17 protein-coding genes are annotated in these 15,947 nt (G+C 50.7%); 11 read left to right on the plus strand and 6 right to left on the minus strand.

The features are described 5' to 3' along the window. Window positions 1-114 precede the first annotated feature (114 nt). Window positions 115-1,434, plus strand: coding sequence for a tRNA (N(6)-L-threonylcarbamoyladenosine(37)-C(2))-methylthiotransferase MtaB (gene mtaB, locus ACFQRK_RS19800; RefSeq protein ID WP_379009809.1), 1,320 nt, complete (start codon window positions 115-117; stop codon window positions 1,432-1,434). A 45-nt stretch (window positions 1,435-1,479) separates the two neighbouring features. Here the strand turns inward: mtaB and ACFQRK_RS19805 are convergent, their stop codons facing one another. From ACFQRK_RS19805 to ACFQRK_RS19815, 3 genes are read right to left on the minus strand one after another with little or no spacing between them, the layout of a single operon-like run. Further along, a complete protein-coding gene (locus tag ACFQRK_RS19805) occupies window positions 1,480-2,469 on the minus strand; it encodes an MlaD family protein (protein ID WP_379009810.1) in 990 nt (329 codons plus the stop codon). A 3-nt stretch (window positions 2,470-2,472) separates the two neighbouring features. Then, a complete protein-coding gene (locus ACFQRK_RS19810; protein ID WP_379009811.1) occupies window positions 2,473-3,246 on the minus strand; it encodes an ABC transporter ATP-binding protein in 774 nt (257 codons plus the stop codon). Window positions 3,247-3,249: 3 nt separating this feature from the next. Beyond that, complete coding sequence (locus ACFQRK_RS19815; protein ID WP_379009813.1) at window positions 3,250-4,011, minus strand: MlaE family ABC transporter permease; 762 nt, start codon at window positions 4,009-4,011, stop codon at window positions 3,250-3,252. A gap of 308 nt (window positions 4,012-4,319) precedes the next feature. Between ACFQRK_RS19815 and ACFQRK_RS19820 the strand changes: the two genes are divergently transcribed. The 4 genes from ACFQRK_RS19820 to ACFQRK_RS19835 all read left to right on the plus strand — a co-directional run bounded on the left by ACFQRK_RS19820 (window position 4,320) and on the right by ACFQRK_RS19835 (window position 8,529). Then, window positions 4,320-5,801, plus strand: a complete 1,482-nt coding sequence (locus ACFQRK_RS19820; protein ID WP_379009816.1) for a DUF6600 domain-containing protein — start codon at window positions 4,320-4,322, stop codon at window positions 5,799-5,801. Between the two features lie 115 nt (window positions 5,802-5,916). Then, window positions 5,917-6,666, plus strand: coding sequence for an SGNH/GDSL hydrolase family protein (locus ACFQRK_RS19825; RefSeq protein WP_379009818.1), 750 nt, complete (start codon window positions 5,917-5,919; stop codon window positions 6,664-6,666). Continuing rightward, window positions 6,666-7,838, plus strand: a complete 1,173-nt coding sequence (gene pncB, locus ACFQRK_RS19830; RefSeq protein ID WP_379009885.1) for a nicotinate phosphoribosyltransferase — start codon at window positions 6,666-6,668, stop codon at window positions 7,836-7,838. The genes ACFQRK_RS19825 and pncB overlap by 1 nt, the downstream gene beginning before the upstream one ends. Further along, window positions 7,828-8,529: a class I SAM-dependent methyltransferase gene (locus ACFQRK_RS19835; protein WP_379009820.1), complete on the plus strand. Its 702-nt coding sequence runs from the start codon at window positions 7,828-7,830 to the stop codon at window positions 8,527-8,529. Before pncB ends, ACFQRK_RS19835 begins: the two co-directional genes overlap by 11 nt. Here the strand turns inward: ACFQRK_RS19835 and ACFQRK_RS19840 are convergent. After that, window positions 8,414-9,151: a DUF6266 family protein gene (locus tag ACFQRK_RS19840; RefSeq protein WP_379009822.1), complete on the minus strand. Its 738-nt coding sequence runs from the start codon at window positions 9,149-9,151 to the stop codon at window positions 8,414-8,416. The two genes, ACFQRK_RS19835 and ACFQRK_RS19840, sit on opposite strands and share 116 nt — an antisense overlap. Before the next feature lie 474 nt (window positions 9,152-9,625). Here ACFQRK_RS19840 and ACFQRK_RS19845 point away from each other — a divergent pair, with 474 nt between their 5' ends. Next, the gene (locus ACFQRK_RS19845) at window positions 9,626-9,859 is read left to right on the plus strand and encodes a helix-turn-helix domain-containing protein (protein ID WP_379009824.1); all 234 of its coding nucleotides are present in this window, start codon (window positions 9,626-9,628) and stop codon (window positions 9,857-9,859) included. A 10-nt stretch (window positions 9,860-9,869) separates the two neighbouring features. On the opposite strand, the gene serS is transcribed toward ACFQRK_RS19845, so the two are convergent. Further along, window positions 9,870-11,141, minus strand: a complete 1,272-nt coding sequence (gene serS / locus ACFQRK_RS19850; protein ID WP_379009826.1) for a serine--tRNA ligase — start codon at window positions 11,139-11,141, stop codon at window positions 9,870-9,872. Between the two features lie 36 nt (window positions 11,142-11,177). Here serS and rsmI point away from each other — a divergent pair, with 36 nt between their 5' ends. From rsmI to ACFQRK_RS19870, 4 genes are read left to right on the plus strand one after another with little or no spacing between them, the layout of a single operon-like run. Beyond that, on the plus strand, window positions 11,178-11,843 hold the full coding sequence (gene rsmI, locus ACFQRK_RS19855; protein WP_379009829.1) for a 16S rRNA (cytidine(1402)-2'-O)-methyltransferase: 666 nt from the start codon (window positions 11,178-11,180) through the stop codon (window positions 11,841-11,843). A gap of 19 nt (window positions 11,844-11,862) precedes the next feature. Next, window positions 11,863-12,438 carry a PH domain-containing protein gene (locus tag ACFQRK_RS19860; RefSeq protein WP_379009830.1) on the plus strand — a complete coding sequence of 192 codons (576 nt, stop codon included), beginning with the start codon at window positions 11,863-11,865 and terminating at the stop codon, window positions 12,436-12,438. 2 nt (window positions 12,439-12,440) lie between these two features. Beyond that, on the plus strand, window positions 12,441-14,063 hold the full coding sequence (lnt, locus tag ACFQRK_RS19865; RefSeq protein ID WP_379009833.1) for an apolipoprotein N-acyltransferase: 1,623 nt from the start codon (window positions 12,441-12,443) through the stop codon (window positions 14,061-14,063). Window positions 14,064-14,082: 19 nt separating this feature from the next. Further along, window positions 14,083-14,673, plus strand: coding sequence for a riboflavin synthase (locus ACFQRK_RS19870; protein ID WP_379009834.1), 591 nt, complete (start codon window positions 14,083-14,085; stop codon window positions 14,671-14,673). Here the strand turns inward: ACFQRK_RS19870 and ACFQRK_RS19875 are convergent. After that, window positions 14,670-15,542, minus strand: a complete 873-nt coding sequence (locus ACFQRK_RS19875; RefSeq protein ID WP_379009836.1) for a mechanosensitive ion channel family protein — start codon at window positions 15,540-15,542, stop codon at window positions 14,670-14,672. The genes ACFQRK_RS19870 and ACFQRK_RS19875 overlap by 4 nt on opposite strands. A gap of 236 nt (window positions 15,543-15,778) precedes the next feature. Here ACFQRK_RS19875 and ACFQRK_RS19880 point away from each other — a divergent pair, with 236 nt between their 5' ends. Then, window positions 15,779-15,919 carry a hypothetical protein gene (locus ACFQRK_RS19880; RefSeq protein ID WP_379009837.1) on the plus strand — a complete coding sequence of 47 codons (141 nt, stop codon included), beginning with the start codon at window positions 15,779-15,781 and terminating at the stop codon, window positions 15,917-15,919. Window positions 15,920-15,947 lie beyond the last annotated feature (28 nt).

Here is a 15,947-nt window from a genome sequence, read left to right on the forward strand (position 1 = left end):
TGTACGGCAAATTCCGCCGACGGACCGGGGATAATCCGATGATAACTTCACGTTCCATCTACCAAAGATAGCTTTTGCTGCCTGAGAAAAAAGAAGTACCTTTGCGCTTTGAAAATGAGCAGGAAAGTCGCTTTTTATACCTTGGGATGTAAGCTGAATTTTTCGGAGACATCTTCCATTGGCCGCATTTTTCAACAAGCGGGATACGAGGCTACCCCGTTTAATAGCCGGGCGGATGTCTATGTGATCAACACCTGTTCCGTTACGGAAAATGCCGACCGTAAATGCCGCAAGGTCGTAAAGGAAGCCTTGAACCATTCGCCCGGTGCATATATTGTCGTCGTGGGCTGCTATGCCCAGCTGAAACCCCGCGAAATCACGGAGATACCGGGTGTGGATATGGTGCTTGGTGCGGCCGAAAAATTTAATATCATTGAGCATATCAATGATTTAACCAAGCAACCGAAAGCGATTGTTTATAATGCACCGATTGCAGAAACCCATCAGTTTGTGCCGGCCTTTTCAATCGGCGACCGAACCCGCACGTTTTTGAAAGTCCAGGATGGTTGCGATTATTCGTGCACATTTTGTACGATTCCTCTGGCCAGGGGCGCAAGCCGCAGTGGAACCATTGCCGATCTGGTGAAACAAGCAGAAGACATTGCCGCATCCGGCGTACGGGAAATCGTGCTCACGGGGGTAAACATCGGCGACTTCGGAATCCGCAATGGCAACCGTGAAGATCGCTTCTTCGATTTGGTAAAGGCACTGGACCGCGTGGAAGGAATCGACCGCTTCCGCATTTCATCCATCGAACCGAATCTGCTCAGCGATGAAATTATTGAATTTGTAGCCGGTTCAGAACGGTTTGTCCCTCATTTTCATATTCCACTGCAATCCGGATCAAATAAAGTCCTTGGACTGATGCGCAGGCGCTATAAACGCGAGCTGTATGCCGGCCGGGTCGCACGGATCAAGGAGTTGATGCCCAACTGCTGCATCGGCGTGGATGTGATTGTGGGTTTCCCCGGCGAAACGCGGGAAGATTTTTTGGACACCTATGAGTTCCTCAACGGTCTCGATATTTCCTACCTGCACGTATTCACTTATTCGGAGCGTGAAAACACCATCGCGGCGCAGATGGAAGGTGCGGTGCCGGGCGCGCAGCGTGGGGAACGTAGCAAAATGCTGCACATCCTCTCCGACAAAAAACGCCGGGCGTTTTATGAATCCCAATTGGGGAAGGAAGAGGCGGTATTATTTGAAGGCGATGTCAAAGACGGCTATATGCACGGCTTTACCCGCAATTATGTAAAGGTGCGTACACCCTACGATCCGTTGCTCGTCAATGAAGTGGTAGCCGTGAAGCTCGCAAAAATTACGGAAAGCGGCGAAGTGGAAGCTACGGAAATCCCTGAATTGCTATCGCATTAATAAAGAGGCTACCATCGTTTAACCCAAGATCGTTCGTATCGGAGGTCAATTCTGCGCTTCCGCTTCCTTCTCTGCCTGTTTCCGCTGCTTCCGGAAAAAACCCCTGAATAGAAAATTGTGCTGCAACGCCTCCATGTTCTGATCCAGCTTTTCGGTGCTTTGTTCCAGATTCAACAACGTTTGTTTGATGGTTTCAGCCGACTCCGGATCGTTGAGCAGCACACCTGCCACGTTATCTTTTTCGTCCAATTTGCTGGCTGTTTGGTTTAAATTAGTTACCAACGCCGATGCCGTTTGAGTAATGCCCTGTAATTGCGCGACAGCCGACTGCAGATTGCCATAAACCACCGTATCTGTAAGCAGGTCATTGATCAGCGTGCCTTCTGTATTCAATTTACCCGTCAATTGGTTTAACGCTTGCGACGCCGCCGCAGTATTTGACGCGGTTCTGTCTAAGTTAGCAATCATTTGCCTAATATGGATCGCCATCAACGAGTCTGTCAGAACAGCCCCTACCGCGCCTTCGCCCCGAGCAATACGGGCACTCAGCTCGCTGAAATTCTTGGTGATTATCGCTAGATTCTCGTTATTCACCTGCAAAGTAGACAGCATGGCGTCCAATCCTCCTTCCTCAGCACTTTGTAACACATCGCCTTCCTCGATAGGTGGCGCATCGCTGCTGCCACCTTCAATGACGATCAGCTTGTTTCCGATAAAACTCTCCGATCCGATTTTGGCAACCGCGTCCTTTCGGATGTATTCATGCGATTTCTCTTCGATGGCCATGACGATCTCTACCTGCTTAAGGTTCTTGAATGTGATGCTTTTGATCGTTCCGATTTTCACACCCGAAAACCAAACATTATTGCCAGCTTTGAGGCCGCTCACGTCATTGAATACGGTGGATACGCGTACGTTTTTGGAAAAACGGTTCTGCTGGCCGCCAAGCACCAAAATACCTGCCACCAAAATAACCAACCCCACCAGTACAAACAACCCTACGATAATTGAACGTTTATTTTCTGTAGCACTCATAGATCATTTGATAAAATTATAGTCATAAAACGGTTTGACCCGGTTATCGTCCGTGTCAAAAATCTGGTCAAAATTACCTTCACGTTCAAATTTACCGTCAAGCAGCATCACGATCCGGTCGCCCACACTCTTTGCACACGCCAGATCATGCGTGATGATAATCGACGAGGTCCTGTATTTTTCCTGCACCTCGTTGATCAATCCATTGATCTCAATGCAAGTAATGGGATCGAGTCCAGCGGTTGGTTCGTCGTATAGCATGATTTCTGGACGAAGTATCAGCGTACGTGCTATCCCGATCCGCTTGCGCTGACCGCCGGACAGCTCCGAGGGCATTTGGTTGATCGCCTGTAAGAGTCCCACCGCATCCAGCACATCTTCCACTTCGTGGTTAATTTCTGAGCGCGAAAGATGACGTTTATTACGTACCAGTGGAAACTCCAGATTCTCGCGCACGGTCATGCTGTCATACAACGCACTGTTCTGAAATGAAAAACCTATTTTCAGCCGGAGTTGCTGCAATTCCTTTTCAGTTAGTTCATCCAAGTGTTCACCCAGCACTTCAATGGTTCCTGAATCGGGTTTTAACAATCCGGATATCAATTTGATCAGTACCGATTTCCCCGTACCCGATCGTCCCAGAACGACCAGGTTCTCTCCTTTATACAATTCAAGATTCACTCCACGCAACACATGCAGATCGCCAAATGACTTGCTTACATCCCGCACGTCTATCACCTGTGTGCTCTGATCAATATGTCCGTCTGCTTTCAACATGACTTAAGCGCGCATTGCCTGAATAATTTGTACAATCAATATTTCTTCGATAAATATGAGGAACATCGACATAACGACCGCCCAATTAGCCGCCCTGCCCACTCCCTCGGTTCCTTTGGATGAATTATAGCCTTGGTAGCAGCCTACAATGCCGATCGTAAAGCCAAAAACCACGGCCTTCAACACCAACGAAAATATATCCAAATAAGTTACTGCTTCAAACACTTGATCGAAATAAACCGCGAAACTGGTGTTTTCATTTTGGTTTACGCTCAAAAAGGCACCGATTAAACCTACCCCTGCCGTGTAGAAAGAAAGGATGGGTATCGTAATTGTCGTAGCTAGCACTCTACTCACCACCAAAAATTTAAACGGATTGGTACCGGAAACCTCCATGGCATCGATCTGCTCCGTCACCTTCATCGAGCCCAATTCGGCACCGATCTGTGAGCCCACTTTGCCCGATGCAATCAATGCGGTAACCAGCGGTGCCAGCGCGCGGATAATCGCGATGGATATCAGGGCGGGCAACCAAGAGGTGGCACCAAATTCAGCGAGCGACGGACGGGATTGGTTGGTGAACACAATGCCCGTAATGAAGCCCGTCAGCGAAATCAACGGCAGTGATTTCCATCCCACTTCGTAGCATTGCCGGATAATTTCCTTGAATTCGTAGGGAGGCATGAACACCTCCCGATAGAAACGCATAACAAACCGATGGATATTAGCTAATTCGATCAGTATGCGCTGTATCTTGTTTATCATCGGGGATTTCAGCAGTTAAGGCTACAAAAATAGAAGATTAATTTTAATCTGTATCGTTTATTTGTCATTCAAACCCGTCGCGCAGGCAACCGTCCGTTATTCCGGGCCCTCCCGCAACAGTGAGCCGTTCCCGGAGTCCAGGCAAATACCCTTGCCAATGCACTAGTAAACACCAATTTCGGCAAAATGTTCTTGGAAAACCAAACGTAACAAAAAGAAAGACGCTGCCACCCCGTTAAACCCTGGCCCCTGCTTTGCAGTCATACCCACAGAAACGAACAAGATTGTTAGATTTAAATCAACTTGTCATGAAAACGTTAAAAAGAACCGGACAATTAGTGATAACTGCACTTACCTTCATGGTGATGGCAGCAACCGGCACCGTGAAGGCTCAACCCGGTATGAGCGTTTCATTTCAAATGTTCTACGACGAACTTTCACCTTATGGGGAATGGATAGACGACCCCGAATATGGATATATTTGGCTTCCTGACGTAGATCGTGATTTCCAGCCCTATGCTTCCCGCGGCCATTGGGTAATGACCTCTTACGGCAATACCTGGGTTTCGGATTACGATTGGGGCTGGGCTCCGTTTCACTACGGACGTTGGACCTATTCCGACTATTACGGTTGGGCGTGGGTACCGGGCTATGAATGGGGACCTGCGTGGGTGAGCTGGCGCAGCGGCGGTGGTTATTATGGCTGGGCACCGCTCGGCCCCCGGATGAGCATCTCCATCAATATGGGCATCCCTGCCGCACATTGGGTATTTGTGCCGCAACGTTACATCTGCAGCCCGCGGATCTACAGCTACTATGCACCGTATCGGAACCGTGTGAACATTTATAACCGTACGACGATTATCAACAACACCTATGTATACAACAACCGCACGTACGTAACCGGCCCACGGCACAGCGAGATCGAGCGTGTAACACGCAGCCGGGTGGCCATTCGGGATATCAATAGCGCTTCCCGTCCCGGACGGGCATCGGTCAGTAGCCGCTCGGTAAGCTTATACCGTCCGGAAGTTGACCGCAGCTCCCGCTCTTCGGCACGCCCTTCGCGGGTAGCCGACGCAGCGACCGTGCGGTCGGCCGGATCACGCAGCGCCAGTTCACGGACCGGCGGTCGCACGGAAGCCACCGATCCGAGGACTTCTTCCGCTACGCGCGGCACGGCCTCCAGGAATAACGCAGCCACACGCGGAGCGCAGTCAACCACCCGTGAGAACGGCAATACTGCCCGGACATCCCGGACATCGGAAAACCGTTCCAAGGCCACTGCGCCGGCGCGGCAATCGGCCCCCGAGCGCACACGCACGGAATCACGTACCCGCAGGGAGTCCGGCAACTCACCGGCACCCCGTGCTGAACGCAACCGTGCCAGCCGTCCGGAGGTAAACAGCAGCCGTTCGCAAACAAACGGCCGCGAAAACGTGACGCCACAACGCTCACGTGAACGGGTACAGCCTCAAGCGAGGGAGCGGGTACAGCCTCAAGCAAGGGAACGCGTACAACCCCAAGCAAGGGAACGCGTACAACCTCAAGCCCGGGAGCGCAACCAGCCGGCAGCACGGGTACACACCGTATCATCGCGGTCGTCACGCGAGAATGTCAGGCCTTCGTCCTCCCAGACACAGCGCAGTACCTCCAGCCGTAACACCTCGGTGTCTTCACGTTCAACGTCGCGGCCAAGTGTATCGACAAGCCGCAGTTCCGAAAGAAGCAGCAGCGCCGTACGGGGCCGTTCGGATGAGCGGTCGGGGTCTTCCCGCGGCCGGGGATAATTCCCGCTAGCGTAGACCAGCAATCGTAAAAAGAAGAAGCGGTCCGATCGGACTGCTTCTTCTTTTTTCCATATATTTTTCTACTTTTGAAACCAGTAAAAACCATTTGTTAACCATGGATAAAAGCAGACGCACCTTTATAGGAACCACGTTAATGAGAGCCGCGATGGCGGTCAGCCTTCCCGAAATTGTCAAAGCCGCTGGGATCTCTTCGGCTCCGAAGATCCGCATTCAGGAAAACGACGTCGTCTTATTTCAAGGAGACTCCATCACAGACGCCGGGCGGGACAAAGAAAACAAAGCCCCCAATAACAGCCGTGCACTGGGAACCGGTTACGCGTTTTTGGCCGCCGCGAACCTTTTGAATACACATGCATCGAAGCAATTGACGATCTATAACCGCGGGATCAGCGGAAATAAGGTCTACCAGCTGGCCGACCGCTGGGAAGAAGATTGTTTGGCTCTCAAACCCAATGTACTCAGCATCCTCATCGGTGTAAACGACTTCTGGCATAAATTTGACGGAAAATATGACGGGACCATACAAGTGTACCGCGACGATTACCGCAAACTGATCGATCGAACGCTGACCGCACTTCCCGGAGTCAAACTCGTCATCGGCGAGCCCTTTGCCGTCAATAACGTGAAAGCGGTGACCGACGCCTGGTATCCGGATTTTGACGAATACCGCCGGGCGGCAAGGGAAATCGCCACGGAATATGGAGCAGCATTTATCCCCTATCAACGGGTATTCGATGAAGCAGCGAAAGTGGCAGCTCCCTCCTATTGGACCGGCGACGGTGTGCATGCGTCCTTAGCCGGGGCGCAATTGATGGCTGAAGCTTGGCTAGCAGCGGTGAAGTGATGATCAATTCCCTGCTCGATAACGACTTTTATAAATTCACCATGCAGCACGCGGTGGTGAAATTATTTCCCAAGGCCAAAGCAAAATACCGGTTCATCAACCGGGGTGGGCATACCTTTCCTGATGGATTTGCAGAAGCGTTACGGAAAGCTGTTAACGAGCTGGCAAAGCTCCAGCTCACGCGCCAGGAAAAAAACTTCTTTGCCATCACCTGCCCTTATATCGACCCTACTTATTTTGACTTCCTGGAAGGGTACCGATACGATCCCGAAGAGGTTCACATCCGGCAGCTTGGCGAAGAACTTTCCGTGTCAATCGAGGGATATTGGTATCGCACGATCCTGTGGGAGGTACCGATTATGTCGCTGATCTGTGAACTCTACTATCAGATGACCGGCCAGCAGCGGCAACCGGATGACCAGGTCGTGGAAACCGTACGGCGAAAAATCAATCAATATGGCCAACTGGGTATTACCCTGGCGGAATTCGGCACCCGACGGCGTCATTCCTATGCGGTACACCGGCTGGTGGTCCAGGCACTCACCCAATACGGCAAGGGTTCGTTTATCGGCACCAGCAACGTACATATGGCCATGCTGTACCAGACCAAACCCATCGGAACGCATGCGCACGAATGGTTTATGTTCCATGCGGCAAAATATGGATTCAAAATGGCCAATCTGCTGGGGCTCGAGCACTGGTCGGACGTGTACCGGGGAGATCTCGGCATCGCACTCTCCGATACCTATACGACCGATGTCTTCTTTACGCAATTCGACAAAAAACTCACCAAATTATTCGACGGCGTCCGCCACGACAGCGGTGATCCGTTGCAGTTTGCCGATAAAGCCATCCATCACTACCAACAGAAAGGAATCGATCCGCGTTCCAAAACCATCATTTTTTCCGATGGGCTGAATTACGAGAAAGTTGCCCGCATCGTCGAATATTGCCGGGACCGCATCGGAATGTCCTTCGGCATCGGCACGAATTTTACCAACGACGTGGGGCTTTCGCCGATGAATATTGTGATTAAAATGACCGAGGCCTATCCCGAAGAAGCGGAGTGGACACCGGTTATTAAACTTTCCGACGAACCTGGCAAGCATACGGGTGATGCAGAAACCATTGCGCTTGCCAAACAGATCCTGCACATCTCCCATGGCGACTGATGTTCTGGGCAGTGCCCTTCGCGACTATTTTCACGGCAATACCAGCGACAAGCTGATGCTGCACACCAGTTACGGCGACCTGGAAGAAATGCCGGTTGACGTATTTTTCCGGCAACCTGACGATTTTCCGGAACTGGAACACATCGCACTCGCGTTGTGTGACGGCCGCACGCTCGATGTCGGAGCGGGTGCGGGCAGTCACGCCCTGTATCTGCAGGAACGGGGCTTTGATGTAACCGCTTTGGAACTATCGTCCGGGGCGTGTTCCGTGATGCGCCAAAGAGGCGTCCGAACCGTGCTGCAACGAGACTTTTTTGACTACCGTGAAGGCGGCTACGATACACTTCTGTTTCTTATGAACGGCATCGGTTTAGCAGGAACCGTAGCGGGGTTAAGCTCGTTGCTGAAACACTGCCGCACGCTGCTCCGTCAGGGTGGGCAGCTTTTGTTCGATTCCTCCGACATTACCTATCTTTATTCAGACGGGTCGGTCGGGAAACCACATGGATATTTTGGCGAAATCCACTATCAGTATGAATACCGGGGCGTGACCGGAACGCCGTTCAACTGGCTGTTCATCGATCAGGAAATGCTAACTCGTATTGCCCGGATGGAGGGCTGGGTGGTGCAGGTGGTGTTTGAGGATGGGAACGATCAATATCTGGCACGGATGGAACCGATGGCTCAATAGCCCCGCAGTAGACACTGTCCGATATTTCGCCGGTTATTGTATCCCGGAATGCCGCATATACATGAAGTGGTTGTTCCAGCAAATCCAGGTTATGTAGATCCCAGATGTCCGCTCCATTCCGCCGCTCTTCTCCCAGGTCCCGGAAAAAACGGAAAGAATCGCCATCATACGCCAACGTCAGGAGCCTGTGGTATCCCCCACGTTTCAAATAATCCCAGCGGAAGATTAACCGGTTGCCGTCTGCCTTTACCGAACAGTTTGTGGGAGGCTCCAGGTTTCCCTTGGAAATAAGCACTTTTGCGGGGTTCACAAAGGGCTTACCTTCCGAATCGATCTCCAGCGCATGCTTTCTCACCTGCGATTGAGCTAACTGGAACGCGCCAATCCGGCTGCCATTGGGCGCTTCGGTCCGGTAACCGAATTTGACAAAAGGCTTAATCCGCCCGAGATATTCCGACGTAACTTTCATCTTAGCCTGATTCAAAAGTTCCAGTTCAGTAAAAGGCCGTGTACGCCGTTTACCGATCGAACGCATTACATTCTGACCGTTCAAGGTATATCCGATGACGGATCCTACTTTACCGCGGAATGGACCGTTTATTCCCTGCTGTATAATAGCCATCTTAATCGTTTGTTATGATATGTGCTTTATCCGATTCTTTAACGATACAAAGATAGAATATTTAACGAAAATATAATGCTTTTATATAGTATATAAATAGCATTAACCTATACAAACCCTATATTAAGCCTATGTGTATACTTAATTTATTATCTATTTAACAAAACTGACGCACGAAGCAGTATGGAAAAAGTCAGAGAGGAATTTAGAGCGAGGGTAAACGGAAAAAAGGGGCGGGGAGCCCCTTTTAGCGATAGAATTGTTTTGGATTCACAAACACATGATACAAGCGGACAATTCAAAAACCGCAAGTACTTTCAAAAAATTAGACAAACCTATATGCGGTATGACTGTTGATAATATTGTTTAGACTCTACAAATATAGAGAAATTACACATATATCAAAATATTTTTTCCATAAAATATCTAAGCGGATATTTTTATCCCATCTCGAAGATTAAAAGATTAGACGACGTGAATAAGGGGACATTGACGGAACTTGGCCTTTACCTTGCCAAAAGATCCGTGAACAGGGCTGAAGTTGCAAGAAAAACAGGGCTGAGTACCTATCGACTCAGCCAATTGAGTATCAATCCAAAATCACAGCTGCGAGCAGACGAACTCTACCTTATCGCGTTGGCCATCGGGGAAGATCCGGGCGTCATGTTCAAACATCTTTACCGGGAAGCTTCCCTCCATGGCGAATAATATCCGCTACCTAGTCGATCCACTCAAAGCCCGCGTAGGGTACCAGCACTTCTGGAATTTTTATACCCGCTGCCGTTTGATTGTCTTCCAAAAGCGAGGCCAATATACGGGGCAATGCCAGGGCGCTTCCATTAAGTGTGTGTGCCAGCTGGGTTTTGCCGTTTTCCCCTTTAAAGCGCACCTTTAGCCGGTTGCTTTGGAAAGTTTCAAAATTGGATACGGAAGAAACCTCCAGCCAGCGTTTTTGGGCGGCGCTCCACACCTCCATGTCGTACGTCAGCGCGGACGTGAATCCCATATCCCCGCCGCAGAGCCGCAACACCCGGTATGGGAGGTTCAGTGCCTGCAGCAACGACTGGACATAGGCACTCATCTCCTCCAGCGTCTCGTAAGATTTATCAGGATGTACGATCTGCACAACCTCTACTTTGTCAAACTGGTGCAGGCGATTCAAACCCCGCACGTGGGCACCATAGGATCCCGCTTCACGTCGGAAACACGGTGTATAGGCCGTCATTTTGATGGGGAAGTCGGACTCCTTGACGATGGTATCACGGTACAGATTGGTTACCGGTACCTCCGCCGTGGGGATCAAGTACAGATTGTCAACTCCGACGTGGTACATCTGTCCTTCTTTGTCGGGTAGCTGGCCCGTGCCGAATCCGGACGCTTCGTTGATGAGGATGGGCGGCTGTACCTCTTTATACCCCGCCTTGGCGGCTTGATCCAAAAAGAAATTGATCATGGCGCGTTGCAGGCGTGCACCTTTGCCTTTATATACCGGAAATCCAGCGCCGGTAACCTTGGTACCGAGTTCAAAATCGATGATGTCGTATTTTGCCGCCAGCTCCCAATGGGGCAACGCATTTTCGGGAAGTTCGGGACGATGGCCGTGTTCCAACACCACCTCGTTGTCTTCCGCACCGCCCCCACGCGGTACGGACTTGTGCGGCAGATTAGGCAAAAGCACCAGCTTCTCGTATAAATACGCCTCGACCGCAGCCTGTTCGTCGGCAAGCTTCTTTTGTTGCTCTTTATATCCTCCGGAACGCGCTTTGATCGTCTCGGCTTCTTCCCGCTGCCCCTGCCGCATCAACTCGCCAATCTGGCGTGCCGCCGCATTCGCCTCAGCAGCAATGGAATCCGACTCAGTCTGAAGTTGCTTACGGCGCTCATCAAGCGCAATCACTTCATCTACCAGTTCCAACGCTTTGAAGTTACGGATTGCCAGACGTTCGACCACATGGTCGCGGTTCTCTCGGAGATAATTAACTTGCAACATATTTTCGTTTATTTGTATCGCGCAAAAATAAGAAAAATGCTTTACCTCGTCCCCACTCCCATCGGTAATCTGGAGGATATGACCTTACGAGCAATACGTATCCTGAAAGAGGCCGACGTTATCCTTGCTGAAGATACCCGTACCAGTGCCCCCCTGCTCAGGCATTTCGGCATTGAAAAAAAGGCATACGCCCATCATCAGCACAATGAGCACAAAGCGGTGAATGAGGTTATCCGCTTCCTCAAAGAAGGCCAGGCGGTCGCTCTGATATCTGATGCAGGCACACCGGCAATATCCGACCCGGGATTTCTTTTGGTGCGTGAAGCGATTAAAAATGGGATCGAGATCCAATGCCTACCCGGCGCGACCGCTTTTGTGCCGGCACTGGTTGCTTCGGGGTTCCCATGCGACCGGTTTTGTTTCGAGGGCTTTCTTCCGGTAAAAAAAGGGCGCCAGACGAGATTGAAAGCGCTCGTCAATGAAAACCGGACGATGGTCTTTTATGAGTCGCCACACCGGCTGACGAAAACGCTGCAGGAGTTTGCCGATACCTTCGGCCGAGAGCGGTTGGCTTCTGTATCGCGTGAAATCAGCAAAGTATACGAGGAAACCGTACGGGGTACGCTTGCCGAAGTGATCGCACATTTCACTTCGCATCCGGTGAAAGGGGAATTTGTGGTGTGCATACAAGGTATGGGATAATCTTCCTATCTTCGCGTACATGAACATCGATCGATATATCAATGATGGGCAAGATCCCAAGGTCGTCGAAAAGCTGCTGCTGAAACTTCAGGACCTGTTGGCTCACGACGAACAGATACAATACGTAGCCGTGCAGAAGATGCCTGCCGTCACCTTGTTTCCGGACAGCATTGCGGTGACCGATCAGCGGATCTTGGTGTGTAAATCGACGAAACTCGGACTCGCTGCCGACTTCGATATCTTTCCTTGGCACCAATTGTCTGAGGTGTGGTTCAAAGAGGGCATACTCGGCTCCCGGCTGTTCCTCATCCCGGCGAAAGGCGACCCTGTAGAGATTGGATACATCCCTAAAAACCAGGCACGCAAAGTATACCAATTGGCAAACGACGCATTGGAAAAGCAACGTTCGGCCGAAAAGCAGCGCTTAACGGAAAAGCAGCTTCCGGAACCGCAACCGGCCCCGCCTCCTCAGCAAACCGAACAGGAAGATGAGCTCACCTTGAAGCTCCGGCGGCTGAAATCGTTGTTTGAGCGGCAGCTGATCACGCAGGAAGAGTACGAAAACAAGAAAAGCGAACTCCTATCCCAACTTTAACCGTGAGAAAGAATTATTTATTTGCACTGTTGAGTGCTTTCTTACTGTGGTTGTCATGGCCCCCTATCCCCTACACCGCTCCATTGCTTTGGCTAGCCTTCATTCCCCTTTTATTAGCCCTCGAAGATGTGATGCGGGGTGACTACCAAAAGAAGGGCGCGAAGGTGTTTTTATTGGGAGGACTAACAGGTGTGGTGTGGAATACAGCCTCCATTTATTGGGTCTTCAACGCTATGAATGCCGTGATGCCGGTCTATGCTGCGGCTTTTGTTTCACTTATCCCCTTCGGTCTGGCCGCCCTATTGATGGCATTCGCCTTTCGCCTCTATTATCAGTTGCGTAAACGGTATGCAATCGGGTGGTCATTCGCCGGATTGGTATCGTTCTGGATCGCTTATGAATACCTGCACCAGACGTGGGACCTCGCGTTTCCGTGGATGACGCTGGGAAATGGTTTTGCCAACGCCCATCAGATGGTACAATGGTATGAATACACCGGTGTGTACGGCGGGACGGTATGGATCTGGGCGCTGAACATATTGGTGTTTCTGGCAATTTTGTCGGCACGCGATGGATTTGCTCCTTCACATCGGCGGAAACTGCTGAGTGTTGTCGTTCTGCTGATCGGTGTGCCTACTTTTTGGTCGCTATGGCGGTACACGACCTATGAAGAACGGGAAAACCCTTCTAATATCGTGGTGGTACAGCCAAACGTCGATCCTTATGGCAAGTTCACTTTCCTGACACCTGAATCACAGATCGATAACCTGGTGAAGCTATCGGAGTCCATTGCACAGCCGAATACCGAATTTTTCATCTGGCCGGAAACGGCCATCGCCCGACAGGGAGGTTTTGACGAAGATCGCTTTTACGAACACCCTACCTTTTTGCACATCCAGCAATTTCTGGATCGGTACAAAAATGGAAACGTGCTCTCGGGCATCGAAGGATACCGGATCTACAACGGTCCACAGACCCCCACGGCACGTGCCTTTGAAGGCGTTTATTACGACGCATTTAATTCGGCCGTGCTCATTGAGAATTCGGCAAAGCTGCAATACTATCACAAATCCAAGTTGGTGGCCGGTGCCGAGCAGTTCCCCTTCGGAGGCGCGCTGGCATTCCTGAAACCGCTGTTCGAAGGATTCGGTGGCACCACCGGAGGTTACGGAAGCCAGGACAAGCCTTCGGTTTTCTATTCGCAAAGCGGCATCGGTGCCGCTCCGGTGATCTGTTACGAATCGATCTGGGGAGATTATGTAGCCAAGTCTATCGAACAAGGTGCACAGTTCATTGCCATCATTACCAACGACGGCTGGTGGGGCAATACGGCCGGCAAAGACCAACACCTGGCATACGCCAAATTGCGGGCGATCGAAACTCGGCGCTGGGTAGCCCGGTCGGCCAACACCGGTATCTCGGCATTCATCAACCAACGCGGTGACGTCGTGCGAAAAACCAAGTGGTGGGTACCGACGGCCATTAAGCAGGACATCAATCTCAATGAGGAAATCACGTTTTATGTGCAAACGGGCGACTATCTCGCTTATGCCGGATGCGCAGGAAGCCTGGTGTTCGGTGTTCTACTGCTATTTGGATTACGGAAACGGGTAAAAATTAATTGAAAGCTAAAAAACCACGCGCATGTTCACAGGCATTATCGAAACCATCGGCAAGGTATCACGCCTCGACCACGAGGCCGGCAACCTGCACATCACCGTCGCGTCCGCACTCTCGGACGAACTGAAAATCGATCAGAGCATATCGCATAACGGGGTCTGCCTCACGGTGGTGGCTTTGTCGCCCGGCGAACATACAGTAACCGCCATTGCGGAAACGTTGTCAAAAAGCAACCTCGGCGGCCTGCAACTCGGCAGTGAGGTCAATCTCGAGCGCTGCACCAAAGTGGGCGACCGGTTGGATGGGCATATCGTGCAAGGGCACGTGGATCAGACCGCGCGATGCATAGCCATCGAAGACCAACAGGGCAGTTATCTGTATACCTTCCAATATGATGCCGGTCCGGGTAACATAACGGTCGAAAAAGGCTCGATTACGGTCAATGGAATCAGCCTTACGGTCGTAGATTCTAAAGACAGCCAATTTTCGGTTGCCATTATTCCATATACCTACGAACACACAAATCTTAAGCAGGTTAACGTCGGTGATGTCGTCAATCTTGAATTCGACATTGTCGGGAAATATGTGGCCCGCCTGCTGGGCATGCAGCGCTAGTTATCCCGCCCTCCGTTCGGGTCCCCGCCGAGCACATCCCCCTTTGAGGAACCTATGTTCACAATGCGCATTTCTTGCTGGGGATAGGGAATGGTGATGTTGTTGGTATCGAGGGCTCCCTTTATCTGCTCAAAGACTTCATAATATGCATCCCAATAGACCTCCTTCGGTGCCCAAGCCCGAACGACCAGATTAACCGAACTGTCTGCGAGTTCCGCGACGTGCACTTCCGGCTTCGGAGTGCCTAAGACCCGGCTGTCCGCTTTCAGAACAGACAAAATAACCTCCCGTGCTTCTTTGATATTGGATTCGTAACCGATGCCAATCTTATACTCAATCCGACGTTTGGTAATGCTTGAATAATTGGTGATCACCGAGTTGGCAAGCGGCCCGTTGGGTGCGAACACCGCAATCCCGTCGGCAGTCCGCAGCGTGGTATAAAGAATATCGATTTTTTCCACAGTTCCCGAAGCACCCGCAGCGCTGCTTACGTAGTCGCCCACCCGAAAGGGGCGGAAAAGAAGGATCAACACCCCGCCGGCAAAATTGGAGAGGCTGCCCTGAAGCGCGAGTCCGATGGAAAGGCTGGCTGCGCCCAGCACCGCCACAAATGAGGTGGTCTGTATCCCTACCATCGAGGCGACGGAAATAATCAGCATGGTATACAGGATAAACTTGACAATACTTGCCACAAAATCGCGGAGCGAAAGGTCTACATTTCGCCGTTCGAACCGGTTGCGGAGGACTTTCAGGATCAGCCCGATCAACCAGCTTCCGATGAACAACAGGATGATCGCGAGGATCAAACCAGGTATCCGCGACAACATCGCTTCGATGATGCGGTCCAATGCAAGTTCCATCTTTTCCATGGGTGGTAAAAATAACAAATCGGAATGAATTTTACGCCTGCCGCCCGCAAGCTTGGATCCGCTGGGACTTGCATATCATATGATTCTTTCTTATTTTTGTGTAATCGATCTAAAAAACTGGAATAGAATGCGTACCATTACGATTACAAAGTTATATTCATTGCTTTCGGGAAAACTGGGAGAAGAATCAGCCGAAAACCTCACAACGTATATCGAAAAAAAAAATCAAAGAAGAGGTGGAAGATAAAACAAAAATTTTGGCGACGAAAGCCGATTTAGCCAAGAATAAAACCGAAATCATCAAATGGATGTTTGTTTTCTGGAGTGGACAAGTTGCCGCGACATTCGGTGTCATTTTACTTTGTTTGAATAAATAACACTTTCCTGACTCACTTGGACAGTGAC

This window comes from Parapedobacter sp. GCM10030251 (genome assembly GCF_042666505.1).
Lineage (GTDB): Bacteria > Bacteroidota > Bacteroidia > Sphingobacteriales > Sphingobacteriaceae > Parapedobacter.